The 24099-nt window shown below is 71.3% G+C and carries 21 protein-coding genes and 1 pseudogene; 11 read left to right on the forward strand and 11 right to left on the reverse strand.

Features of this window, described 5'->3' with window-relative positions:
- Window positions 1–32: 32 nt before the first annotated feature.
- The 3 genes from ACZ7NC_RS01265 to ACZ7NC_RS01275 all read right to left on the reverse strand — a co-directional run bounded on the left by ACZ7NC_RS01265 (window position 33) and on the right by ACZ7NC_RS01275 (window position 1481).
- On the reverse strand, window positions 33–308 hold the full coding sequence (locus tag ACZ7NC_RS01265; RefSeq protein ID WP_471483826.1) for a hypothetical protein: 276 nt from the start codon (window positions 306–308) through the stop codon (window positions 33–35).
- 163 nt (window positions 309–471) lie between these two features.
- Window positions 472–924, reverse strand: a complete 453-nt coding sequence (locus ACZ7NC_RS01270; RefSeq protein WP_471483828.1) for a DUF6174 domain-containing protein — start codon at window positions 922–924, stop codon at window positions 472–474.
- Window positions 925–992: 68 nt separating this feature from the next.
- On the reverse strand, window positions 993–1481 hold the full coding sequence (locus ACZ7NC_RS01275) for a MarR family winged helix-turn-helix transcriptional regulator (RefSeq protein WP_471483829.1): 489 nt from the start codon (window positions 1479–1481) through the stop codon (window positions 993–995).
- Between the two features lie 90 nt (window positions 1482–1571).
- Here ACZ7NC_RS01275 and ACZ7NC_RS01280 point away from each other — a divergent pair, with 90 nt between their 5' ends.
- Window positions 1572–2090: a YceI family protein gene (locus tag ACZ7NC_RS01280; protein WP_471483831.1), complete on the forward strand. Its 519-nt coding sequence runs from the start codon at window positions 1572–1574 to the stop codon at window positions 2088–2090.
- Here ACZ7NC_RS01280 and ACZ7NC_RS01285 read toward each other — a convergent pair.
- Window positions 2068–3721, reverse strand: a pseudogene (locus ACZ7NC_RS01285) (hypothetical protein). The gene ACZ7NC_RS01280 and the pseudogene ACZ7NC_RS01285 overlap by 23 nt on opposite strands.
- Window positions 3702–7730 (reverse strand): molybdopterin-dependent oxidoreductase, encoded by a 4029-nt coding sequence (locus ACZ7NC_RS01290; RefSeq protein WP_471483832.1) that lies wholly within the window; start codon window positions 7728–7730, stop codon window positions 3702–3704. The pseudogene ACZ7NC_RS01285 and the gene ACZ7NC_RS01290 overlap by 20 nt, the downstream one beginning before the upstream one ends.
- A gap of 237 nt (window positions 7731–7967) precedes the next feature.
- Between ACZ7NC_RS01290 and ACZ7NC_RS01295 the strand changes: the two genes are divergently transcribed.
- The 4 genes from ACZ7NC_RS01295 (at window position 7968) to ACZ7NC_RS01310 (ending at window position 10631) form a co-directional block, all read left to right on the forward strand.
- Window positions 7968–8357, forward strand: a complete 390-nt coding sequence (locus ACZ7NC_RS01295) for a cell division protein SepF (RefSeq protein WP_471483833.1) — start codon at window positions 7968–7970, stop codon at window positions 8355–8357.
- 86 nt (window positions 8358–8443) lie between these two features.
- A complete protein-coding gene (locus ACZ7NC_RS01300; protein WP_471483834.1) occupies window positions 8444–9649 on the forward strand; it encodes an AAA family ATPase in 1206 nt (401 codons plus the stop codon).
- Window positions 9646–9972 carry a nucleotide pyrophosphohydrolase gene (locus tag ACZ7NC_RS01305; RefSeq protein WP_471483837.1) on the forward strand — a complete coding sequence of 109 codons (327 nt, stop codon included), beginning with the start codon at window positions 9646–9648 and terminating at the stop codon, window positions 9970–9972. The genes ACZ7NC_RS01300 and ACZ7NC_RS01305 overlap by 4 nt, the downstream gene beginning before the upstream one ends.
- Window positions 9973–10160: 188 nt before the next feature.
- Window positions 10161–10631, forward strand: coding sequence for a DUF6099 family protein (locus ACZ7NC_RS01310; protein WP_471483978.1), 471 nt, complete (start codon window positions 10161–10163; stop codon window positions 10629–10631).
- Between the two features lie 149 nt (window positions 10632–10780).
- On the opposite strand, the gene ACZ7NC_RS01315 is transcribed toward ACZ7NC_RS01310, so the two are convergent.
- On the reverse strand, window positions 10781–10957 hold the full coding sequence (locus ACZ7NC_RS01315; RefSeq protein WP_471483838.1) for a hypothetical protein: 177 nt from the start codon (window positions 10955–10957) through the stop codon (window positions 10781–10783).
- Between the two features lie 244 nt (window positions 10958–11201).
- Between ACZ7NC_RS01315 and ACZ7NC_RS01320 the strand changes: the two genes are divergently transcribed.
- Window positions 11202–12125, forward strand: a complete 924-nt coding sequence (locus ACZ7NC_RS01320) for an LLM class F420-dependent oxidoreductase (protein ID WP_471483839.1) — start codon at window positions 11202–11204, stop codon at window positions 12123–12125.
- Between the two features lie 91 nt (window positions 12126–12216).
- On the opposite strand, the gene ACZ7NC_RS01325 is transcribed toward ACZ7NC_RS01320, so the two are convergent.
- The gene (locus ACZ7NC_RS01325) at window positions 12217–13218 is read right to left on the reverse strand and encodes a nucleotidyl transferase AbiEii/AbiGii toxin family protein (protein WP_471483840.1); all 1002 of its coding nucleotides are present in this window, start codon (window positions 13216–13218) and stop codon (window positions 12217–12219) included.
- Window positions 13219–13225: 7 nt separating this feature from the next.
- Window positions 13226–13969 carry a hypothetical protein gene (locus ACZ7NC_RS01330; RefSeq protein WP_471483841.1) on the reverse strand — a complete coding sequence of 248 codons (744 nt, stop codon included), beginning with the start codon at window positions 13967–13969 and terminating at the stop codon, window positions 13226–13228.
- Between the two features lie 143 nt (window positions 13970–14112).
- Here ACZ7NC_RS01330 and ACZ7NC_RS01335 point away from each other — a divergent pair, with 143 nt between their 5' ends.
- Both ACZ7NC_RS01335 and ACZ7NC_RS01340 read left to right on the forward strand, forming a co-directional pair.
- Window positions 14113–15603 (forward strand): 3' terminal RNA ribose 2'-O-methyltransferase Hen1, encoded by a 1491-nt coding sequence (locus ACZ7NC_RS01335; RefSeq protein ID WP_471483842.1) that lies wholly within the window; start codon window positions 14113–14115, stop codon window positions 15601–15603.
- The gene (locus tag ACZ7NC_RS01340; RefSeq protein ID WP_471483844.1) at window positions 15600–18149 is read left to right on the forward strand and encodes a polynucleotide kinase-phosphatase; all 2550 of its coding nucleotides are present in this window, start codon (window positions 15600–15602) and stop codon (window positions 18147–18149) included. The genes ACZ7NC_RS01335 and ACZ7NC_RS01340 overlap by 4 nt, the downstream gene beginning before the upstream one ends.
- Before the next feature lie 3 nt (window positions 18150–18152).
- Here ACZ7NC_RS01340 and ACZ7NC_RS01345 read toward each other — a convergent pair whose 3' ends face one another.
- Both ACZ7NC_RS01345 and ACZ7NC_RS01350 read right to left on the reverse strand, forming a co-directional pair.
- Window positions 18153–19052 (reverse strand): diacylglycerol kinase catalytic domain-containing protein, encoded by a 900-nt coding sequence (locus tag ACZ7NC_RS01345; protein ID WP_471483845.1) that lies wholly within the window; start codon window positions 19050–19052, stop codon window positions 18153–18155.
- On the reverse strand, window positions 19049–20080 hold the full coding sequence (locus tag ACZ7NC_RS01350; RefSeq protein ID WP_471483979.1) for an SPFH domain-containing protein: 1032 nt from the start codon (window positions 20078–20080) through the stop codon (window positions 19049–19051). The genes ACZ7NC_RS01345 and ACZ7NC_RS01350 overlap by 4 nt, the downstream gene beginning before the upstream one ends.
- A gap of 140 nt (window positions 20081–20220) precedes the next feature.
- Here ACZ7NC_RS01350 and ACZ7NC_RS01355 point away from each other — a divergent pair, with 140 nt between their 5' ends.
- Both ACZ7NC_RS01355 and argF read left to right on the forward strand, forming a co-directional pair.
- A complete protein-coding gene (locus ACZ7NC_RS01355) occupies window positions 20221–21447 on the forward strand; it encodes an arginine deiminase (protein ID WP_471483846.1) in 1227 nt (408 codons plus the stop codon).
- Between the two features lie 57 nt (window positions 21448–21504).
- On the forward strand, window positions 21505–22512 hold the full coding sequence (gene argF, locus ACZ7NC_RS01360) for an ornithine carbamoyltransferase (RefSeq protein ID WP_471483847.1): 1008 nt from the start codon (window positions 21505–21507) through the stop codon (window positions 22510–22512).
- 1 nt (window position 22513) lies between these two features.
- Here the strand turns inward: argF and ACZ7NC_RS01365 are convergent, their stop codons facing one another.
- Window positions 22514–22966, reverse strand: a complete 453-nt coding sequence (locus ACZ7NC_RS01365; RefSeq protein WP_471483850.1) for an ATP-binding protein — start codon at window positions 22964–22966, stop codon at window positions 22514–22516.
- Between the two features lie 304 nt (window positions 22967–23270).
- On the opposite strand from ACZ7NC_RS01365, the gene ACZ7NC_RS01370 reads away from it, so the two are divergent.
- Window positions 23271–24098: an enoyl-CoA hydratase family protein gene (locus ACZ7NC_RS01370; protein ID WP_471483852.1), complete on the forward strand. Its 828-nt coding sequence runs from the start codon at window positions 23271–23273 to the stop codon at window positions 24096–24098.
- The last annotated feature ends 1 nt before the right edge of the window (window position 24099 follow it).

A 24099-nucleotide genomic window follows, 5' to 3' on the forward strand; every position in this document is an offset into this window, starting at 1 on the left:
CGCCTGTGACCTGCGGTGGTGCTGCGGCTCGCCTAGAAGGCGCTGTTGTTGCAGCCCATCGTCGAACCGAGGTGGGTGCTCTGGCTGCCCGAGTTGCCCTCTCCGTTGAGGCCGTTGCCCAGAACGCCGTTGAGCAGGCCGACCACACCGAGGATGTCGATGTTCAGGTCGTGGGACTTGCAGTTGGTGCTCTGCGTGACGCCGTACTGGTTGCCCCCCGGGCCGTCGGCGTGGGCGGTGCCGGCGGTCAGGACTCCGACGGTGCTGAGGGCGGCGACCAGGACGGCTGCCTTGCGAAGCTTGTGCATGTCATCTCCGGTGGAGCGAGGCGGATGCGTTTCGTGAAGGATCGACTCCTTACAGCCACGGGAGATTAATGAGAAATGCCCCAAATCATCCTTTGACGCGCCGGTATTTGGGATCTTGTACCGGAACTGTCCATCCGTACCCGCACGGCAGCGCAGCTCCCCGCTAGCCTTCGGCCGGTTCGAAGTCGCTGATGGCGTACAGGGCTTCGTCGTCGATCGCGTTCTCCATCCAGTCCAGCGAGATCCGCACCGGGTGCCCGTCGTCCGCGTACTCGGCCTCGGCCTTGTCCGCGTCGTCCCGCCGCGCCTGCGCCAACTCCGCCAGGAGTTCCCCGATGGTGGGCACCGCGTCGGGGCGGTCCTCGACGACCCGTCGGCCGCTGTCGTCGAGGCCTGCCGCCCTGACCACGGCGCCGTCGCGGACGGTGATCCGGAAGGCGCCGATCAGGCTCCGTTCTCCTTCGCTCGAACGGAGCGTGTAGGTGTACGAGGCGGGTTCCCGCCATGCGGCGAGCTCCTGCGCGGGGGCGCTCTCGGTGCCGGTGCCGCAGGCGGCGACCGCGCAGATCAAGCCCCCCACCAGTGCGGCGCGGGCAGTCACGGGTACGGCGGTCATGGCGGCGCTCCCTTCGAGGACGGGTACCGCTATGACGCCGGTCGTGCGCGCAACGTTCGCGGGACGCGTCAACTCCCGTCCGGTGTCGCCTCCGTGGCGAAATCGGGCATCAGTGCGCACATCGCCTGGCGCTGGGCGGGACCCATGAACCGCTCCAGCGCCTCCTTGACCGTGTGGGCGAGGACCTCGGACGCCTCCTTGAGCAGGCCGCGTGCCTTCTCGGTGAGGGCGACCTCGACGCCGCGCTTGTCGCCGCAGACCGACTTGCGGGTGACCAGACCGGCGTGCTGGAGGCAGGCGATCTGGTAGGTGAGGCGGGTCTTCGGGCGGCCCAGCAGCTCGGCGATCCGCGTCATGCGCACCGCCTGGCCCGGGTCCGCGGCCAGCAGGCACAGGACCAGGAACTCGTCGTGCGAGACGTCCAGCCGCTCCTTGACGACGGAGCGCAGTTCCTGCTCCACGGCTCCCGTCGCGGCCAGCATCAGCATCCAGGCGTGCAGCTCGACGGGCAGGAGTCCGTCGCCGGAGACGGAGGGGCAGTCGGAGAGATCGGCCATGAATTCGAGTGTAGCTGTTGTTCAAATTTGGAGTATCAGCTAGCGTGAGTCGTCCAAATTTGGATTACAGAATCTCGGGAGTGAAAGATCATGACCGTCGCCGTCGAAACCGGAACCTGGCAGCTCGACCCCGCCGCCTCCACCGTCGCCGTCCGGCACAAGACGTTCTGGGGCCTGGTCACCGTGAAGGGCGCCTTCGCCGCCGTCACCGGCAACAGCGAGGTGCGGCCCGACGGCTCCGCCGTGGGCACGATCACCCTCGACGTGGCCTCCCTCGACACCCGCAACGCCAAGCGCGACGAGCACCTGCGCTCCGCCGACTTCTTCGACGCCGCCAACCACCCCGAGATCACCTTCTCGGTCCGCAGCGCCGAACTGCGCGACGGTGACGAGGTGCACGTCGTCGGTCAGCTCACCGTCCGGGGCATCAGCCGGCCCAAGTCCGTCACCGCCCGCCTCGTCGGCGCGGACGACCGCTCGCTCACCCTGGACGCCGAGTTCAGCGTCGACCGCGAGCAGTTCGCCATGGGCTGGAACCAGCTCGGCATGATCCGCGGACTCACCACCGTCGCCACCACGCTCCGCTTCACACGGACGGCCACAGCCTGACATCGACGCTCGACAGCGTCTGCGGTACGGCCGTCAGGGCCCGCAGCCGGATCCGTACGCCCGGCCGGGGCAGCGCGAACGTCCCCGTCGGCGGCCGTAGTTCATAACGCGCCGTCGCACGGGCGGGCAGCGTGGCCGGGCCCCGTACGACCGTCCAGTACCGGCCCATGCCCTGGCCCGTGGTGAGCGTGAAGTGGGGCGCGAGGGCGACGGCGCCCGTGTTCGTGACCTCGACTCCCAGACGCGCCACGGCAGTCGGCCTCGCCCAGCGCACCGAGGCCGGACGCATGCCCAGCGGCGGCGTCCCGGTCGCCGCCCACGCCGCGCTCGCCAGGGCCGGGGTGAGCAGCAGCGCGGCCGCCGCGATCCGCGCCGGACGCCGCGACGGCATCCGCGGCTGCCAGGCCGCGGCGAACTCCGACGCCGGCGCGGTGACCGCCGCCGCCAGCCACAGCGGCGTCATCATCAGGTAGTAGCCGTCCTGGGAACGCGTCGCCAGGAAGAACGCGCACCACGGCAGCACGGTCGCCGCCGGCCCCAGCCGCCCTACGAACAGCACGAACAGTGCGAGCAGTCCCGCCGCCAGCAGCATGCTCCGCGTGGGAGTACCAGTCGAGCCGGTCACTGCCGTCGGTGAAGTACAGCGAGACGCCGACCACGCCCTGCCCATGGATCACGGCACCCTGGGTCAGCGGCAGCGCTATGCCCCGGATCCAGGTCCCCGGCTCGCTCACCACGAAGTACGTGTTGACCAGCAGCCATACGACCCCGGCGGCCCCGCCGACCCGCGCCACCACCAGCGCCGCCGCCCGCGCGCCCAGCTCCCCGCGCCGCACGGCGTAGATCCCGGCCAGCAGGAACGGCGCGAGGAACCACGCCAGTTGCTGCGCCGCGCAGGCCGCCCCCAGACACGCCGCGCGCGCCAGCCCGCCGCTCCCGAGCAGCCCGCCCCGCCCGATCCGAGGCCACCGCACCACCACCGGCACCAGCAGGGCCAGCGCCACGATCGCCGGATAGCCGAGGCGGGCGTACGACGGCAGGAACCCGAAGCCGAGGCAGACCATGGTCGCCGCCGACCGCCACGGTGTGGGCAGCATCCGCCACAGCGCGACGGTGCCGGCGATCAGGGCCGCCGTGCTCACGACGGTCGCGGGCAGCGCCCCGTGCCCCAGCCACAGCAGCGGCGCGGTCAGCAGCGGGGCCAGGGGCGGATAGCCGTATGTGCAGTCGTAGCCGCCCGTGACCGTCGGGGTGAGGGCGACTCCGTGGCCGAAGAGCCATGGCCAGGGCCGGCCGTAGACGGGATGCCCGGCGACCAGCTCGCGGGCGGCCTGGGCGGTGAGGAGCGCCTCGTCGCTGCCGCCGTGGTGCATCGCCCACGCGCACAGCGTCAGCGTCACCGCGGTCACCAGGACGCACACATCCAGCCGGGCCGGCGACCGCGCCCCGCGCACGGTGAGCGCCAGCACCCCGCAGACCAGGACCGAGGCGTAGCACGCCGAGACGGCGGCGGCCACGACGAGTCGATGGCTCGCCGCCGACGTCCAGATCGCGCGGGTGCCGATGAAGAGTCCGGTGTGAGGGCGGTGAGAGAGCGGCCGAGGGGCTACGTCAGTACACGTCCCGGACATACCGTTTCGCCGCCGCCAGCTGCTTCACATACGCCGACGCCTCGGCCTCGTCCAGACCGCCGTGCGTGACCGCGATGTCCCTGAGGGCCCGGTCCACGTCCTTGGCCATGCGCGAGGCGTCGCCGCAGACGTAGAAGTGGGCGCCGTCCTGCAACCAGCGCCACAGCTCGGGGCCGTGCTCGCGCATCCGGTCCTGGACGTACACCTTGTTGCGCTGGTCGCGGGAGAACGCGGTGTCGAGGCGGGCGAGCACGCCCCCGTCGAGCAGCGAGGTCAGCTCGTCCTCGTAGTAGAAGTCGGTGGCCCGGTGCTGCTCGCCGAAGAACAGCCAGTTGGGTGCCTTGTGCCCGAGCGCGCGCCGCTCCTGGAGGAAGCCGACGAACGGCGCGACACCGGTACCCGGGCCCACCATCACCATCGGCGTCGAGGCGTCGGCGGGCGGCCGGAAGTGCGGGGAGCGCTGCACGAAGACCGGTACGTCGGTGTCGGGTTCGGCGTCGGCGAGGAAGGGCGAGCAGACCCCGCCGCGCGTGCGGCCGTGCAGGTTCTCGTACCGCACGACGGAGACCGTCAGCGAGACGCTGTGCGGGTCGACGAGCGGGCTGGACGATATGGAGTACAGCCGCGGCTGGAGCTTCTTCAGCATCCCCGCCCACTCCTCGGCGCCCGCCCGCACGGGATGCTCGGCGACGACGTCCACCGCCTGCCGCCCCCAACTCCACTGCGCCAGCCCGTCCTTGTTGTCGGGACGCAGCAGCCTGCGCAACTCCCGGTCGTCCCGGACCCGTTCGGCGACGAAGCGCAGCAGGTCCGGGGTGATCTTCGTGATGTCGAGGTGCCGGTGCAGGGCGTCGGCGAAGGACATCTCGCCGACACCCCGCACCTGGACGGCGGTCGAGCCGTCGACCCCGGTGACCGCCAGCCACTCCTCCACCAGCGCGGGCGAGTTGACCGGCCGTATGCCGAGCGCGTCGCCCGCCTCGTACGTCAGCGAGGTCCCGCTGGTGTCGAACGTGAAGCGCCGCACCTCCTTGCCGGCGCCGGGCCCGCTGAGCAGCCGGTTGCCGACGAGACGGGCGGTGCTGGGGGCCGGTTCGGGCCCCGACTCCGGCTGCTCGACGGCGGGGGCCTGAGTGCCGCCCAGCGCCGAGAGGACCTGCTCCAGCCACGCCCCCGCGGACGGCTCGTAGTCCGGCTCGCAGTCCGTACGGGGAGCCAGGCGCACCCCGCCCAGTTCGTCCAGCCGTGCGTCGAGACGGCGGCCGTGTCCGCAGAAGTCGTCGTACGAGGAGTCGCCGAAGGCGAGCACGGCGTACCGCACCCCGTCCAGCCGCGGCGCCTGCTGGTCGGACAGCGCGTCCCAGAGGCCGGAGCCGTTGTCGGGTGCGTCGCCGTCGCCGAACGTGCTGGTGATGAAGAGCAGGTCGGCCGTGCGGGCGAGGGCGCGGACATCGGCCTCGTCCATGCCGACCAGGCTGGTCCGGTGCCCGGCCGCGCCCAGCCGCTCGGCGGTGGCGGTGGCGAACTCCTCGGCGTTGCCGGTCTGCGAGGCCCACAGCACGACGACCTCGCGGCCCTGCTGATCGGTCGGTTCCGCCGCCGTACGGGAGTACATGCCGGCCAGGACGCCGTTCACCCACAGCGCGTGCTCGGGGCTGAAGGGCGCGTCCGGCGGCAGGACGGGGATGCCGGGCGCGCCGGTCCCGATGCCGGCGAGGAAGCCGGTCAGGTAGAGGCGTTCCTGTGCGGAGAGGACGGGCGGCGCGGCGGGTTCCAGACCGAAGGGGTCGGCCGGGCCGGGGGTGACGGCCGTCGGCGTCAGCGCTGCCACCGGCCCCTCCGCGACAGGAGCCGCGGGAGCCGCCACCCTCGTCAGGGACACGGCGCACACCTTGAACTCCGGCTGGAAGGAGATCGGATCCACCGCGTCACTGGTCACCGCGTTGACGCTCAGGTACTCCCCGAACAGGTCGTTCCAGTGGAACGGCGCGAAACAGTCACCCGGCCGCACCCGGTCGGTCACGACGGCCGGCAGCACCGCCCGCCCCCGCCGCGAGGCGACCTCCACCCGGTCCCCGTCGGCGATCCCCAACTCCCGCGCGTCCTGCGGATGCACCTCCACGAACGGCCCCGGGTTCAGCTTGTTGAGCTTGGCGACCCTTCCCGTCTTCGTCAGCGTGTGCCACTGGTGCTGCACCCGCCCGGTGTTCAGTACGAAGGGATAGTCGCCGTCCGGCATCTCGGCGGCCGGGAGATGCGGGCGCGCGTGGAAGACGCCCCGCCCGCTCGCGGTCGGGAACCGCAGCCCGCCGTCCGCGTCCGCGTCGACGTACCGGATCGGATTGCGGGCGGGGCCCTCCACGTCCGCCGCCGGCCACTGCACGGGAGTCGCCCGCAGCCGCTCGTACGTCACCCCGCGCAGATCCCAGCCGGTCACCGGGTTCCAGGCCCGCCGTATCTCCTCGAAGACGTCCTCGGCACTGTCGTACGAGAACCCCTTCTCGTACCCCATCGCACACGCGACGGCCGCGATGATCCGCCAGTCGGCCATCGCCTCGCCCGGCGGGTCGGCCACCGGCCGGGTCAGTGTGAGGCTGCGCTCACTGTTGACGAAGACGCCCTCGCCCTCGGTCCACAGCGCGCCCGGCAGTACGACATCGGCGTACGCGTTGGTCTCGGTGTCGCCGAAGACGTCCTGCGTGACGACGAACTCGGCGGCCTCCAGCCCCTCGATGACCGTACGGCGATTGGCGACCGAGGCGACGGGGTTGGTGCAGATGATCCAGCAGGCCTTGATCTCGCCGTCGGCCATCTTCTGGAACATCTCGACGGTGCCTTTGCCCACCCCGTCGGCGCGCAGGGTGCCCGGCGGCAGCTCCCACAGCTCCTCGACGAAGGCCCGCTCGGTGTCGACGAGGACGGACCGCTGCCCCGGCAGCCCCGGCCCCATGTACCCCATCTCGCGCCCGCCCATGGCGTTCGGCTGCCCGGTCAGGGAGAAGGGCCCAGAGCCCGGGCGGCAGAGGGCGCCGGTGGCCAGATGCAGGTTGACCAGGGCGTTGGTGTTCCAGGTGCCGTGCGTGGACTGGTTGAGCCCCATCGTCCAGCAGCTCATCCACTCGCCCGCCTCGCCGATCAGCCGGGCGGCGGTGCGGAGGTCGGCCTCGGCGAGTCCGGTGATCTCCGCGACGGCGGCCGGCGTGTAGTCGGCGAGGAACGCCGGCATGGCCTCCCAGCCCTCGGTGTGGGCGGCGATGAAGTCGGGGTCGGTGTGGCCGTTCTCGACGAGCAGGTGGAGGAGGCCGTTGAGAAGGGCGAGGTCGGTGCCCGGCTTGATCTGGAGGAAGAGATCGGCCTTGGCGGCGGTGGCGGTGCGGCGCGGGTCCACGACGATCAGCTTCGCGCCCGCCTTGACCCGCTCCATCATCCGCAGGAAGAGGATGGGGTGGCAGTCGGCCGTGTTCGAGCCGATGACCAGGAAGACGTCCGCGTGGTCGAAGTCGTCGTAGGAGCCGGGAGGTCCGTCGGCCCCGAGGGAGAGCTTGTATCCCATGCCCGCACTGGCCATGCACAGCCGTGAGTTCGACTCGATCTGGTTGGTCCTGATGAACCCCTTGGCCAGCTTGTTCGCAAGGTACTGGGCCTCCAGGCTCATCTGCCCCGAGACATAGAAGGCGACGCCGTCCGGCCCGTGCTCGTCGATGACCGCGCGGAGCCGGCGGGCGGTCTCGGCGATGGCGTCGCCGACCGGGGAGGGCACCGGCTCCTCGCCCCGGTCGTCCCTGACCAGTGCGCTGGTCAGCCGGCCGGGCGCGGCGAGCAGGTCGGCCGTGGTCGCGCCCTTCGTGCACAGCCGGCCCGCGTTCGCCGGATGCGTCCTGTCGCCGGAGGCCTTCAGGACCGTACGCCGCCCGTCGGGCCCCGTCCCGACGTCCAGCAGGATCCCGCAGCCGACACCGCAGTAGGTGCAGACCGTCCGGACCTGGGTCGTGGGGGTGGTCGACGTCACGCGGGGCCTTTCCGGGTCGGGGTGATGTCTGGAGCGTACGAATTGCCCGTTACGTCGAGGTCACATCCCTTGATCGTGAGGAGTTACGTCGGCCACACAGTCCCGGATGGCGCGATGTGAGGGATGTGGCGCTGTGCGATACCGTCGCGGTCCGTGTCGCTGTTGGGCCGAACGGGTGACTTGACGTAAGAATTGGCTGGTGCAGGCATTGAAGGCGAGTCAGGGCGGGGGGAGCCGGTGAACAGCCACGACGTCACCGATGAACAGTGGGAAGGGCTCGCCCAGGTGGTGCCGCTGCGCGGCCGCGACGCGTGGCCGTCCGCGGTGAACCACCGTGCGATGCCCGAGGCGGAGACCGAGCCCCGGCGGCGCTTCGTCGTCCTGCGGGTCAATGTGTTCGGGGACGCCCGCGAGGTCGCCGAGACACTGATGGCGGGGATTCCGGTGCTGCTGGATCTGACGGGCGCGGAGAACGACGTCGCCAAGCGGGTTCTCGACTTCAGCACCGGCGTTGTCTTCGGGCTGGGCAGCGGGATGCATCGGGTGGACCGGAATGTGTTTCTGCTGACGCCGCCGGGGACCGAGGTCAGTGGGCTGATGGAGGGGGCCGGGGTCCCCGGCGTGTGACGGGCCCGCCGGGGCGCTCGCTCGATCGTAGGAAGGGCGCCCGGGTGGAACGGTTCGCCCGGCGGTAGGGGGCCTACGGTCCGGACATGGGTGTGTCGTATGTGTCTGGTGCCGTGTCGTCGCCGTCTCAGGAATGCCGTGGGGTCGATCCGTCCGGTACGGCGGGCGATGCTGCGCCGCCCGGCCGGCCGCGGCTGACCGAGCTGCGGCTGTCCGCGTTCGCCGGGCATCGGCGGACCGCGTTCCCGCTCGGGGCGCTCACGCTCTTCACCGGGCCGAGCGGCAGCGGGAAGAGCAGCGCGTTACGGGCGTACGAGGCGCTGGCGCGGCTCGGTGGGGGTGCCGGGGTCGGGGAGGTGTTCCCGGATCCGGTGGCGTGCGTCCCGGAGCGGGCCCGGCCCGACGCCCAGCGGCGGCGTGGCTTCCGTATCGGCTGCACGGCCGATGGCCCCGAGGGCCCGGTACGGCTCGACCTCGCCGTGCAGGCCGAGCCCGAACTGCGGATCGTGGGGGAGCGGTTGAGCGCGGGCGGTCTGGTTCTGCTGGAGACCGCCCTGCGCGATCCGAGCCGGCCTTTTGTGCAGGCCGCCTGGCATACGGCCGGGCAGTCGCCGGTGACACGGGCGCCGCTGCCCGACGATCGGCTCGGTACCGCGTTGCTGCCGCTGCGGGTGGCCGGCAGGACGGACGGGCAGCGGCGGGTGCTGGCCGCGGCGGAGCAGATGGTGGTGGCCCTGCGGTCGGTGTTCGCCTGCGATCCCCGGCCGGAGCGGATGCGGACCGCGGTGCCGCTCGGGTCCGGGCGGTTGCTCGGCGGGTGCGACAACCTCGCCGAGGTGCTGTGGCGGACGCGTGCGGAGTGCGGGCAGCGGCACGCGCAGCTGGTGGCGGCGGCTCGGGCGGGGTGTGCGGGGGCGGTCGCCGATGTGGTCGGTGAGGTGCTGGGGGACGGGACCGTGCGGGGGGTGCTCGATCGGGGGGACGGGGTGCGGACGGAGCTCGGGCGGTTGGGGGACGGTGAGCTGCGGTATCTCGCGCTGTCGTTGGTGCTGCTGACGGGGCCCGGGGTACTGGAGGTCGATCCGGTGGGGGAGGTGCCCGCGGCCCTGCAGACGCTGACCGTGCTGGCGGACGGGCTTGACCGGGGGCTGGATCCGGGGCAGCGGGGGGAACTGCTGCGGCTGGCTTCGCGGATGTGCGAGCGGGGGCACATTCGGGTGGTCGGGGCGGTGGGCGACGGGGCGGGGGCGGCCGGGGTGAGCGGCGTGACGGTGGTACATCTTGAGGCGTGACCGAACCTCTTGATGTGGCCGGGCTGCAGCGCAGGCTGGCCGAGTTCGCCGCCGCGCGGAACTGGCAGCCGTATCACACGCCGAAGAACCTCGTGGCGGCGCTGAGCGTCGAGGCGTCCGAACTCGTGGAGATCTTCCAGTGGTTGACGCCGGAGGAGTCGGCGCGGGTCATGGACGACGCGGAGACCGCGGCGCGGGTGACGGATGAGGTCGCGGATGTGCTGGCGTATCTCCTGCAGCTGTGTGAGGTGCTGGGGATCGATGCGCTGGCTGCGCTGGACGCGAAGATCGATCGGAACGAGCGCAGGTTTCCCGCGCCGTAGGTGAGCGCCGGGGAGGGGTAGCGTCCGCTTGTACTCTCCGTGTTCGTTCAGCTGGCCGCCACCGAAAAGTTGTCCATAGATTTCCGTCTTCCTCTGGCTTTTCGTCTCAAGCGCCCTCACTCTGGGTAGTGAACAAGGGAGTTAGGGCGGACGCGTGGGCAGCGCGTCGCGACAGACGGGGACTGCGTATGGACGCGGTGCGGCTCATCTTGACTAGCAGGCGTGCGCTGGCGGGTAGTGGGGGCGCGCCGGAGACCATGACCGAGGTGTGGCAGGCGCAGGCCCTGGCTCAGGCGATAGGGAGCCGGCTGGCGGTCTTCGGCCCACCTGAACTGCGGGGCGAGGCGCTGGGGCTGACGGAGCTCGCGGGGCGTGGGTGCGGGGTTCTGGAGGTGCCGGATCTGGCGGACGGCGACTTACTGGCGGCCCAGCTCACGGAGCTGGGCGATGCGCGGCAGGCGCTGATGCATCTGGGGAGCCTGCTGGGGGAGGTCGGGATTGCCATGGTCGGTCTGGCCAGCGCGGCGGACGACGAGGCGACGTACTGGCAGTGCATGGAGGCGATCGACGCGGCGGACGAGTCTCGGGATCGGGTGCTGGAGATGCTGCGGAGACTCGCGGATCGGGATGAGGTGCTGGCGGAGCGGGAGGCGGGGTAGCGGGGTGCCCGCGGCGGCATGCGTGGGTGGGCGGGGGAGTTTGCGGCCGTGGCCCGTCCAGGGCCGAAGCGGGGGTCTGGGGGCGGCGGCAGCCCCCAGCACCGCCCAGCAGCCGAAGACGGCAGGCGGCCCGCTCGGCCGACGGCCCGTCAGCCCGCCTCGCCCTCCTGGCGTCGGCCCTGTCCGGGGCCGCCGGTCGACTGCAGGTCCGCGTCCAGGGCCGACAGGTCCGCGTTGAGGGCGGCCATCAGCTCCTCCATCTGCTGGAGCAGCCCTTTCGGCTGGCCGGTGCCGCCGCTCTGCTGTGGCGCGAATTCCTCGGACATGACGGTCTCCTCGGGCCTCCGGCCCCCCCAGTGGCAGTGGGCCGACACGGTGACGCGCCAGCCTTGGCAGGCCGACGCGGGGGCCAGGCGGTCCGGCTCCGACCGAGCCAACGATCACCGTCGGGGGCGGTCACTGGCCTGGGGTGACGGCGGCTTCCGCGTTGACGGAATTCACCCGACCGGGGATGCGGAGGGCAGAGGGACCGGTGCGGTTGACGGCCGTCCCGGCGTGCAGGATGGGGGTATGGATCTTCGCATCTTCACCGAGCCCCAGCAGGGGGCCACCTACGAGACCTTGCTCCGCGTGGCGAAGACCACGGAGGATCTTGGGTTCGATGCTTTCTTCCGGTCCGACCACTATTTGAAGATGGGTTCCGGGGACGGTCTTCCCGGACCCACCGACGCATGGATCACGCTCGCCGGTCTCGCCCGTGAGACCAAGCGGATTCGCCTCGGCACACTGATGACCGCCGGCACCTTCCGGCTGCCCGGCGTGCTCGCCATCCAGGTCGCCCAGGTCGACCAGATGTCCGGTGGCCGTGTCGAACTCGGTCTGGGCGCGGGCTGGTTCGAGGAGGAGCACAAGGCGTACGGCATCCCGTTCCCGAAGGAGAAGTTCGGGCGGCTGGAGGAACAGCTCGCCATCGTCACGGGGCTGTGGGCCACCGAGACCGGTGCGACCTTCGACTTCCACGGCACCTACTACGACCTCACCGACTCACCCGCACTGCCCAAGCCGGCCCAGGCCAAGCTTCCGGTCCTGATCGGCGGACACGGCGCCACCCGGACGCCGCGGCTGGCCGGCAAGTACGCCGACGAGTTCAACATGCCGTTCGCCTCGATCGAGGACAGCGAGCGGCAGTTCGGGCGGGTGCGGGCCGCCGCCGAGGAGGCCGGCCGCAAGGGGGACGACCTCGTCTACTCCAACGCCCTTGTCGTATGCGTGGGCAAGGACGACCAGGAGGTCGCCCGGCGCGCCGCCGCCATCGGGCGTGAGGTCGACGAGCTGAAGGTCAACGGGCTCGCGGGCGCTCCGGGCGAGGTCGTCGACAAGATCGGCCGGTACCAGGAGATCGGCTCTCAGCGGATCTACCTTCAGGTCCTCGACCTGGCCGACCTGGACCAGCTGGAGCTCATCTCCTCCCAGGTCCAGTCCCAGTTGTCGTAGCTGTCGTAGTCGCCGGACTGTCGCATTCGGCTCGCGGCCCTCGGGAGCATCCCGCCCGGGGGTCGTGCTGTGTCCCGTTCGGCGTGGTCGGTCACGGCGTGGTCACCGAGGTCAGCGCACGCCACAGCCGGTCCAGCCACTCGGCGGCGGAACCTCGCACCTCTGTGTGTTCCGTGCGAAACGTCTCCCAGTCGACGGACCACGAACGCACCGTGTCCCCGGTGGGCGGGGTCACCTCTGGCGGAAACACCGCGCGCACGAGCCGTGCGGGCAGGCGCATGTTCCGTGTCTCGGCGAGCAGTACGGCGTCGTAGAGGTCCTTGCCCTGGGCCCGCCCCTCGCCGGACGTGGAGTCCGTGTGCAGCCAGAGGAGCTTCCACGCCAGCGACAGCTCCCGGCTCGCTGTAAGCACCACCGCGGGCGCGCCGCCGTCGCCGCGCGGCACGGCCGTGCACACCGGCGCCTGCGGCAGGCGTTCGTCGCGGGCGAAGTCCATCCGTGCCTGGCCCGGCGGCAGGCCCTCGGCACGCCAGGGGATGATCAGCCGGACGCCCGGGGTGTCGTACGCGGTGTAGGTCCAGGTGTCGTCGTCACGGGCCGCCTCCGGTTCGAGGACGACGCCCGGGCCGGCGACGGGCCGTTGCCGTACGAGGTCGAGCAACTCCTGGTGCGGGGGCACGGCTTCGGGCTCGGGCTCGGGTTCCGCGATCCATCGCAGGCCCTCCGGCGGGACGGTGGCTCGCAGTCCCCGGGTGTCGAACTCCTCGTGGGTCCACATCTCGTACGCACCGGCGCCGTCGGCCGCCTCCGGCCACTGCTGGACCACGCTCAGGTCGTCCACGTGGGGGTGTGGATGCAGGGGGTCGATCGGCACGATCAGTGGACGCTGGACGACGCAGTCGAGGTCGCCCGGGGGCCGTGCCGCGTGTCCCACCCAGGCCGGCATCACCATGCTGCCCCGCAGTACGAGCTCGGTCCCCAGCGAGGACTCGGCGACCAGGCGCAGCAGATGGTCGAGGACCGCGCGGTGTGCCGTACGCCATCGCTCGTCGTCCGGTACGGCGGTGGCCGGGGTGTCGGGTGGGAGGGGCACCGTGACCTCAACCCCCGCCGACGGTCTCGTCGATCCAGCCGCGGTCCAGGGACGGGCCGTCGTCGTGGACCACGAACTCCTCCTCCACCTCCACGACCTGGAAACCGGCCGCTGAGAGATCGGCCACCAGGGCGTCCAGTCTGCGGCGGGCTTCGGGACGTCCCACGCCCCGGCAGCGCTGGGTGACGAAGCGTTCGTGGCCGCGCTCGCCCAGGTCGCGGCGGGCGTTGCGGGAGACGTGGGCCGTGTGGCGCTCGGCCAGGGCGCGTAGCGACGCCACCGCCGCGGTATCGGCGAGGAGCAGTTTGACGTGGTGCTCGAAGTAGTGGTCGTGGGGGAGCGCGGACGCTTCCGTGGTGGTCTGTGGGACGTCCGTGTTCCAGGGCGTCGCCTCGATCTTGACGCGCGCGACGGTGAACCCCGCGGCGGACAGCCGCTCCGTCCACGCTTCTGCGGCCGTCCGCTGGGCGGACAGCGTGCCGCGCCCGGGAACGGTCAGCATCGGCTGGTCGGGCGTGGCGCCACGGTCCAGCAGGATGCGCGTGTACTTCACCGCGTGCCGCCGCGCCCAGTGACGGAGTCGGCTCTCCACGGCGGAAGCGGTGTCCATCGTCACTGTGACATGGGTCTCGAACTCCCCTGCGAACTCCCTCACTTCGGCGTCGCCCTTACCCTCCGCGCTGCCGCGGGCGTGTCCCAGGCCGGCCCGGGGCCGGTCGTCGAGCCCGGTGGGGGCCTGCGCGAGATCCATGGCCGGATCTTGGCAGACGGCACTGACAATCAGGGCGGTCGGACAGGGGCGTGCGAAAAACCCCAGGTGGTTCCGACCTGCGCTCTGTAACTTGTACAGGCGGCGCACAGGCGCAGCTCAGACCCTATCCAAAGGCCCACCACGTGTTCCTGACCCTCACCACCACCGGCACCGCGGAACGCCCCGCCACCGATCTCGGCTTCCTGCTGCACAAGCATCCCGAGAAGGCGCAGACGTTCTCCACCTCCTACGGCACGGCGCACGTCCTCTACCCCGAGGCGCACGCCGAGCGCTGCACGGCGGCGCTGCTACTGGAGGTCGACGCGGTGGCGTTGGTCCGGCGGGGGAAGGGCAAGGGCCGGGGCGGGGCACCCGACGCGGCGCTCGCGCAGTATGTGAACGACCGGCCGTACGCGGCGTCCTCGCTGCTCGCGGTCGCGCTCAGCGCTGTGTTCTCCAGCGCGATGCGGGGCGTGTGCAACGCCCGGCCCGAGCGCGCAGCCCAGCCGCTGCCCCTGCGCATCGAGGTGCCCGCGCTGCCGGCCCGAGGTGGCCAGGAGCTCGTACGGCGGCTGTTCGAGCCGCTCGGCTGGGCCGTGACCGCCGAACCCGTGCCGCTGGATGTGCAGTTCCCCGAGTGGGGCGACTCGCGCTATGTGCGGCTCGTACTGGAGTCGCAGGCGCTGACCCTCGCCGAGGCACTGCGTCACCTCTACGTCCTGCTCCCCGTCCTCGACGACGCCAAGCACTACTGGGTCTCCTCCGACGAGGTCGACAAGCTGCTGCGGGCCGGTGAGGGCTGGCTGCCGGACCACCCGGAGCAGAAGCTGATCACCAGCCGGTATCTGTCGCGCCGCTGGTCGCTGACCCGCGAGGCGATGGAGCGGCTGGAGCTGGTGCGGCTCGCGGAGGCCGACGACAGCGAGGTCGAGGACATCGACAACGCCGTCGAGGCGGAGAGCGAGACCGAGGAGAAGCCGACCCCGCTCGCCGTGCAGCGACGGGACGCGATCCTGGCCGCGCTCAGGGCGTCCGGCGCCGCGCGCGTGCTCGATCTCGGATGCGGACAGGGCCAGTTGGTGCAGGCGCTGCTCAAGGACCCGGCGTTCACCGAGATCGTGGGCGTGGATGTGTCGATGCGGGCGCTCACCATCGCCGGGCGGCGGCTGAAGCTGGACCGCATGGGGGAGCGGCAGGCCTCGCGCGTGAAGCTCTTCCAGGGCTCCCTCGCCTACACCGACAACCGGCTCAAGGGCTACGACGCCGCAGTGCTCAGCGAGGTCATCGAGCACCTCGACCTGCCCCGGCTGCCCGCCCTGGAGTACGCGGTGTTCGGCTCCGCCCGCCCGCGGACGGTTCTGGTGACCACGCCCAACGTCGAGTACAACGTCCGCTGGGAGTCCCTCCCGGCCGGACACGTCCGGCACGGCGACCACCGCTTCGAGTGGACCCGCGAGGAGTTCCGCGGGTGGGCGCGGGCGGTGGCCGAACGGCACGGGTACGCCGTGGAGTTCGTGCCCGTGGGACCGGACGACCCGGAGGTGGGGCCGCCCACGCAGATGGCCCTGTTCGAAATCAGCACAGCCGGCATGACGAGCAGCGTGAACGACGAGAAGGAGGCGAAGGCCGCATGAGCGAGACCACCCGGGCAACCAAGGGCCGCGTCCTGCCCGTCACCGACCTCTCCCTCGTCGTGCTCGTCGGCGCCTCCGGCTCCGGCAAGTCCACCTTCGCCCGCAGGCACTTCAAGCCGACCGAGGTCATCTCCTCCGACTTCTGCCGCGGCCTGGTCTCCGACGACGAGAACGACCAGAGCGCGACCCGGGACGCCTTCGACGTCCTGCACTACATCGCGGGCAAGCGACTGGCCGCCGGCCGCCGTACGGTCGTCGACGCCACCAGTGTGCAGCAGGACTCCCGGCGGCAGCTGATCGAGCTGGCCAAGCAGTACGACGTGCTGCCGATAGCCATCGTGCTCGACGTGCCCGAGGAGGTGTGCGCCGAGCGCAACGCGGCCCGCACCGACCGGGCCGACATGCCCCGCCGGGTCATCCAGCGGCACATCCGCGAACTGCGGCGCTCGATCAGGCAGCTGGAGCGCGAGGGCTTCCGCAAGGTGCACGTCCTGCGCGGTGTGGAGGACATCGAGAACGCCACGATCGTCACCGAGAAGCGCTTCAACGACCTCACCCACCTCACCGGCCCCTTCGACATCGTCGGAGACATCCACGGCTGCGCCGCCGAACTGGAATCGCTGCTGGGCAAGCTGGGCTATGTCGAGGGAGTGCACCCGGACGGCCGTACCGCCGTCTTCGTCGGCGACCTCGTCGACCGCGGCCCGGACAGCCCCGGTGTGCTGCGCCGCGTGATGTCGATGGTGAAGTCGGGCAACGCGCTGTGCGTGCCGGGCAACCACGAGAACAAGTACGGGCGTTACCTCAAGGGCCGCAAGGTCCAGCACACGCACGGACTCGCCGAGACCATCGAGCAGATGGACACCGAGAGCGAGGAGTTCCGCGCGGAGGTACGGGAGTTCATCGACGGCCTCGTCAGCCACTACGTCCTCGACGGCGGGCGGCTCGTGGTCTGCCACGCCGGTCTGCCGGAGAAGTACCACGGCCGTACGTCGGGGCGGGTGCGCTCGCACGCGCTGTACGGCGACACCACCGGGGAGACCGACGAGTTCGGGCTGCCGGTGCGCTACCCGTGGGCCGAGGACTACCGGGGCCGGGCGGCTGTGGTGTACGGCCACACTCCGGTGCCGGAGGCCACCTGGCTGAACAACACCATCTGCCTGGACACCGGCGCCGTCTTCGGCGGCAAGCTGACCGCGCTGCGCTGGCCGGAGCGGGAGCTGGTCGACGTACCGGCCGAGAAGGTCTGGTACGAGCCGGCCAAGCCGTTGCGGACGGAGGCACCGGGCGGGCACGACGGACGGCCGCTCGACCTCAACGACGTACAGGGCCGCAGGGTCGTGGAGACACGGCACGCGGGCCGGGTGTCGATCCGTGAGGAGAACGCGGCCGCGGCCCTGGAGGTCATGAGCCGCTTCGCCGTCGACCCGCGCCTGCTGCCGTACCTTCCGCCGACCATGGCACCGACGGCGACCAGCCACATCGAGGGTTACCTGGAGCACCCGGCGGAAGCCTTCGCGCAGTACGCGGCGGACGGTGTCGAGCGGGTCGTGTGCGAGGAGAAGCACATGGGTTCGCGGGCCGTGGCCCTGGTGTGCCGCGACGCGGAGGCCGCGCTCAAGCGGTTCGGCGTCGACGGTCCGACCGGGTCGCTGTACACGCGCACCGGCCGCCCGTTCTTCGACGACGAGTCCGTGACGGAGACGATCCTGGACCGGGTCCGTGCGGCGGCCGGCGAGGCCGGGCTCTGGGACGAACTGGAGACGGACTGGCTGCTGCTCGACGCCGAGCTCATGCCGTGGTCGCTGAAGGCGGCGGGCCTGCTGCGCTCGCAGTACGCGGCGGTCGGCGCCGCCTCCGGGGCGGCGTTCCCGGGTGCGCTGGCCGCGCTGGAGGGCGCCTCGGCGCGCGGTGTCGATGTGTCCGACCTGCTCGCGCGCCAGCGCGAACGGGCGTCGGACGCGGCCGCGTTCACGGAGGCGTACCGCCGCTACTGCTGGCCGACGGACGGCCTGGACGGCGTACGCCTGGCCCCGTTCCAGATCCTGGCGGTCCAGGGCCGCAGCCTCGCCGCCCTCCCGCACGACAAGCAGCTCGCGCTGCTCGACCGGCTGGTGGAGCACGACGGCAGCGGGCTGCTGCAGACCACCCGGCGGCTGTACGTCGACACCGGGGACCCGGAGTCGGTGCGGGCCGGCGTCGACTGGTGGCTGGAGATGACCGGCCGCGGCGGTGAGGGCATGGTCGTCAAGCCGCTCGGCGGCGTGGTGCGAAGCGGGGAGGGGCGTCTGGTGCAGCCGGGCATCAAGTGCCGGGGCCGCGAGTACCTGCGGATCATCTACGGTCCCGAGTACACGCGTCCCGACAACCTCGCCCGGCTGCGGCAGCGGTTCCTCAACCACAAGCGGTCCCTCGCCATCCGCGAGTACGCGCTCGGTCTGGAGGCACTGGACCGGCTGGCGGAGGGCGAGCCGCTGTGGCGTGTGCACGAGGCGGTGTTCGGGGTGCTGGCGCTGGAGTCGGAGCCGGTGGACCCGCGGCTGTGACGGTCAGTCGACCAGTCGCAGCCGCCGGCGGCACACGCCCACCCGGACCGTCTGGCCCCAGGTCAGCTCCACCGCGTCCGTCTCCATCCCGTCCCCGAAGGCGACGAGCCGCTCGGACTCGACGGTGAGGTGGAGCAGGGCCGCCGCGGGGAGTTCCCCGGCCACCAGTGACGTACCGGTGGCCGGGGACGGCCAGGCCTCCCGTACGAACCACAGCAGGCGCTCCTCCGTGGGGGCGGGCAACCGCAGCTGCCCGCCCCGCTCCTGCCACACCGACCGGATCCAGCCGGTCGCCCCCGTGCCCGTGCCGACGATCACCCCGGACGAAGCCTGGGCCTCGACGACACCCCCGTCGCCCTCCAGGCCCAGGCGGTAGCGGGCCGTCTGATGTCCGGCGGCGCCCAGGTAGATCTCGTTCAGTGCCACGAGGCGTTGTGTGTCGTCGGCGACGGCCTCGACCATGGTGAGTTCGTCGAAGCCACCCCTTCCGGATTGCGTGGACGCCAACAACTTGGCCGCGTCCGCCGGACGGTGACGCACCAGGACGCCCGGGTTTCGGCCGGGGTCGGTGTCGATGCCCAGCACCGGCTGTCCGTCGAGGTACTTGGCCACGTTCGCGACCAGGCCGTCCTGCCCGACCACGACCACGACGTCCTCCGGCGCGAACAGGAACCGGTCCAGGTCGGCCCGCTCCACCCGGCTCTGACGCCAGGTCAGGGGGATCGCCGAGGTCACCTCCGTGAGCGCCTGTCGCGTACGGCGGTGGCGTTCGGCGACCTCCTCGATGTCACGGCCCCGGGAGGAGAGGAAGAAGGCGGCCTGGCCGTGCGTGCCGTGCCGGGCCACCAACTCCTCGTACTCCGTGGTGCGATGGACGAGGACGACCCGCGGGGCGAGACTCACTCCCGCGCACCCAGCTTGGCGAGCAGCCCCGTCAGCACGTCCGGCGACACCGTCACGCTGTCGATCCGCGGCAGGTTCTCCGCGAGCCGCGTCCCGGTCAGGGCGTGCAGCGTCGCCACCTCCACCTCGGCGTGCACCCGCAGCCAGGCCGCCTGCGCCTGTGCCCGCGCCGCACCGACCTCACGGGCGCCCTCGGCCTCCGCCCGGGCCAGCCGTACGGACCGGGTGGCCTCCGCCTCCGCGAGCCGTACCGTCCGTGCCGCCTCCGCCTCGGCCCTGACGGCGTCCGCGGCCGCGTGCTCCTCGGCCTCGCGGCGTGCGTTCGTGCCGCGCTGGTCCACCAACTGCTCCTCGCGGCGGGCGAGTTCGATCTGGCTGGCCAGTTCGTTCTCGGCGATGGCGCGCTCCCGCTCGACGGCGACCGCCCGGCGCTCGTACGTCGCGCGGTCGGCCTCCTGCTGGATCTGCTCGCGGGCCGGAGTGCGCAGCGCCCGCTCCACCTCCGGTTCCGGGCGCAGTGCCACAACGCGTACGGCGACCACCTCGATGCCGGTCGCGGGGAGTCTGGGCTCGCCGGCGAGTCCCTGCGCGATCCGCTCCCGTACCGCCGTGACGCCGTCCACGAGCGCCGCCGACAGCGGTGTACGGGACAGGACGTCCAGCGCGTGCTGCTGTGCCGTCTCGGTGAGCAGGGTGCCGAGCTGCTCCAGCGGGGCCGCGCGCCAGGCGCCCGTGTCCGGGTCGATCGAGAAGTCCAGGCGCGCGGCGGCCACGGCCGGGTCGCTGATCCGGTAGGTGACCGTCGCCTGTACGGCCACGTCCTGGAAGTCGGACGTACGGGCATGGAAGGTCATCGCCAACTCCCGGTCGTCGACCGGCACTTCGGAGATCGCGGCGGTCAGCGCCCGGAACCAGAAGCTGAGCCCGGGGCCGTCGTGCAGGAGCTTTCCGCCGCGGTGGTGGCGGACGTGCGCCGTGGGCGCGCCGCGCAGATGGCGCCAGCCCAGGCGCCGGGTGATGTCGGCCATGAAGCTCCCTCTTTTCGTCATGCAGACGATAATCGCGCGATGCGCTTGTCGTCAAGAGGACGAAAAGAAGAGGGGGCAAGGAGAAAGAAGAGGGGAGCAAGTAGGGGGTGAACGGGGTCCCCGTTGGTCAGGATGGAGACATGGGATTCCATGTCGACTCCGAGGCCGGGCGGCTGCGCCGCGTCATACTCCACCGGCCGGATCTCGAGCTCAAAAGGCTCACCCCCAGCAACAAGGACGCCCTGCTCTTCGACGACGTGCTGTGGGTCCGCAGGGCGCGCGCCGAGCACGACGGTTTCGCCGACGTGCTGCGTGACCGCGGGGTCACCGTCCATCTCTTCGGCGACCTGCTCACCGAGGCCCTGGAGGTCCCGGCGGCCCGCGAGCTCGTCCTGGACCGGGTCTTCGACGAGAAGGAGTACGGGGTGCTGGCCACCGACCACCTCCGTGCGGCCTTCGAAAGCCTGCCGGCGCCCGAACTGGCCGAGGCGCTCGTCGGCGGCATGACCAAGCGGGAGTTCCTGGAGGCGCACCCCGAGCCGATCTCCGTGCGCTTCCATGTCATGGAGCTCGACGACTTCCTGCTGGCGCCCCTGCCCAATCACCTCTTCACCCGCGACACCTCCGCCTGGATCTACGACGGCGTCTCCGTCAACGCCATGCGCTGGCCCGCCCGGCAGCGCGAGACCGTGCACTTCGAGGCGATCTACCGGCACCACCCGCTGTTCCGTGACGAAACGTTCCATGTCTGGTCCGAGGGGCAGGCCGACTACCCCTCCACCATCGAGGGCGGGGACGTCCTGGTGATCGGCAACGGAGCTGTCCTGATCGGCATGAGCGAGCGGACGACCCCCCAGGCCGTCGAGATGCTGGCGCACAAGCTGTTCGCCGCCGGGTCGGCCGAGACGATCGTGGCCCTCGACATGCCCAAGCGGCGGGCGCTGATGCATCTCGACACCGTGATGACGATGGTCGACGGCGATGTCTTCACCCAGTACGCCGGGCTCGGCATGCTCCGCTCGTACACCATCGAGCCGGGCGCCGGTGACAAGGAACTGAAGGTCACCGACCATCCCCCGGAGCACATGCACCGCGCGATCGCCGCCGCGCTCGGTCTGAGCGAGATCCGCGTCCTCACCGCGACCCAGGACGTGCACTCGGCCCAGCGCGAGCAGTGGGACGACGGGTGCAACGTGCTGGCCGTCGAGCCGGGTGTCGTCGTCGCCTATGAGCGCAACTCCACCACCAACACACATCTGCGCAAGCAGGGCATCGAGGTGATCGAGATCCCGGGGAGCGAGCTGGGGCGGGGGAGGGGCGGGCCGCGGTGCATGAGCTGTCCGGTCGAGCGTGCGCCCGTATATTAATTCTGAAGGTCGTATAGACTTCCAGGGTCCTTGTACTCGTACCTCTGGAGCGCCCCCATGGCGACTGTCCCGACCGCCCTCGCCGGCCGCCACTTCCTCAAGGAGCTCGACTTCACCGAGCAGGAGTTCCTCGGGCTGGTCGAGCTGGCCGCCGAGCTGAAGGCGGCCAAGAAGGCCGGGGCCGAGACACGGTACCTGCGGGGCAGGAACATCGCGCTGATCTTCGAGAAGACCTCGACGCGTACGCGCTGCGCGTTCGAGGTCGCGGCCGCCGACCAGGGTGCCTCCACGACCTACCTCGACCCCTCGGGCTCGCAGATCGGTCACAAGGAGTCCGTGAAGGACACCGCGCGCGTGCTCGGCCGGATGTACGACGGGATCGAGTACCGCGGGGACAGCCAGGCGAAGGTGGAGGAGCTGGCGGAGTACGCCGGGGTGCCCGTCTACAACGGCCTGACCGACGACTGGCACCCCACGCAGATGCTCGCCGATGTGCTGACCATGACGGAGCACAGCGGCAAGCCGCCCAGGGAGATCACCTTCGCGTACCTCGGCGACGCCCGCTTCAACATGGGGAACTCGTATCTGATCACCGGTGCGCTGCTCGGGATGGACGTACGGATCGTCGCGCCCCAGGCCTACTGGCCCTCCCGGCAGGTCGTCGGCCGTGCCCTGGAGCTCGCCGAGACCAGCGGGGCCCGGGTCACCCTCACCGAGAAGGTCGACGAAGGCGTTCTTGCGGCCGATTTCGTCGCCACCGATGTGTGGGTGTCCATGGGGGAGCCGAAGGAGGTGTGGGAGACACGGATCGCCGCGCTCGGCTCCTATGCGGTGACCATGGACGTCCTGCGCGCGACCGGCAATCCGGACGTGAAGTTCCTGCACTGTCTGCCGGCCTTCCACGACCTCGGCACCAAGGTGGGACGCGAGATCTTCGAGACCTACGGCCTGGACTCCCTGGAGGTGACCGACGAGGTCTTCGAGTCGGAGCACTCGGTGGTCTTCGACGAGGCGGAGAACCGGATGCACACGATCAAGGCCGTCCTGGTGGCGACGCTGGGGTGAGTCACCCCGCCCGGCGCTGAGCCGGTATCACCGGCAGCCTGAACCACACCGCCTTGCCCGAGTCCGTCGGGCGGTGGCCGCAGGACGAGCTCAGGGTGCGGATCAGCAGCAGGCCGCGGCCATGTTCCTGCCAGGGGTCGGGGATGCCCGCGGTGGGGCGGGTCAGGTTGCCCGGTGGGGCCGGGTCCGGGTCGTGGACCTCCACCCGGCAGCCGGACGGCAGCAGCTCCACGACCAGCTCCAGCGGGCCGTTGCCCGCGGTGTGCTCCACGGCGTTCGCGACCAGCTCCGCGGTGAGCAGCTCGGCGGTGTCGCTGCAGGCGCCGTGCTCCAGCTCGGCCAGCGCCGTACGCACCAGTGCGCGGGCGACGGGCACGGCCGCGGTGGTGTGCGGCAGCGCGATGCGCCAGGAGGCGGAGGCTGGGGAGCGATCGTGCAAGGCGGGTCCGTTCATGAGCAGGCTGTCCTGCTTTCAACCTTATGAATGGTACGGCGCCACCCGGCGGGACCGCTCGGTGGGCACCGTTCGGGACCTTCGGCCCCGACTGCTGTGCGGCTTACCCAGGTGAACGACCGGCCTCGCACGGCTGATCCCGCCGTTACGCGGGTGTCGACGAGCCGTGACGGATGTGACGGCGGCAGGTCACACCGGATCGGAGTATTGCGCGGTCGTGACGACAGTCAAAGTTGGGTGATAGCTTCGATGGGTAGAGCTCTCTGAGGCAGTGCCCGCCGTCCGCCCGAGGAGGCCGCACGTCATGAGTCCCTTCACCGGCTCCGCCGCCCCCACCTCCGACTGGGAGCATCTGCGGGTCGACCACACCGACGGAGTCGCCACCGTCACCCTCGCCCGTCCCGAGAAGCTCAACGCGCTCACCTTCGGCGCCTACGCCGACCTGCGCGATCTGCTCGCCGAGCTGTCGCGGGAGAAGGCGGTACGGGCTCTGGTGCTGGCCGGCGAGGGCCGTGGGTTCTGCTCCGGCGGTGACGTCGACGAGATCATCGGCGCGACGCTGTCCATGGACACCGCCCAGCTGCTCGACTTCAACCGGATGACCGGGCAGGTCGTGCGGGCCGTACGGGAGTGCCCGTTCCCGGTGATCGCGGCGGTGCACGGGGTGGCGGCGGGCGCAGGTGCCGTACTGGCCCTCGCGGCCGACTTCCGGGTCGCCGACCCCACCACCCGCTTCGCCTTCCTCTTCACCCGGGTCGGCCTGTCCGGCGGTGACATGGGCGCGGCCTATCTGCTGCCGAGGGTCGTCGGCCTCGGCCACGCGACCCGGCTGCTCATGCTCGGCGAGTCTGTTCGGGCGCCGGAGGCCGAGCGGATCGGCCTGATCAGCGAACTGGCGGACGAGGGCCACGCCGACGAGGCCGCCCAGGCCCTGGCCCGCCGCCTGGCCGACGGACCGGCACTGGCGTACGCCCAGACCAAGGCGCTGCTCACGGCCGAGCTGGACATGCCGCTGGCGGCGGCGGTGGAGATGGACGCGTCGACGCAGGCCCTGCTGATGAACGGCGAGGACTACGCGGAGTTCCACGCAGCCTTCACGGAGAAGCGCCCACCGAAGTGGCGGGGAAGGTAGC

The sequence above is a fragment of the Streptomyces sp. NPDC111802 genome (genome assembly GCF_055634335.1).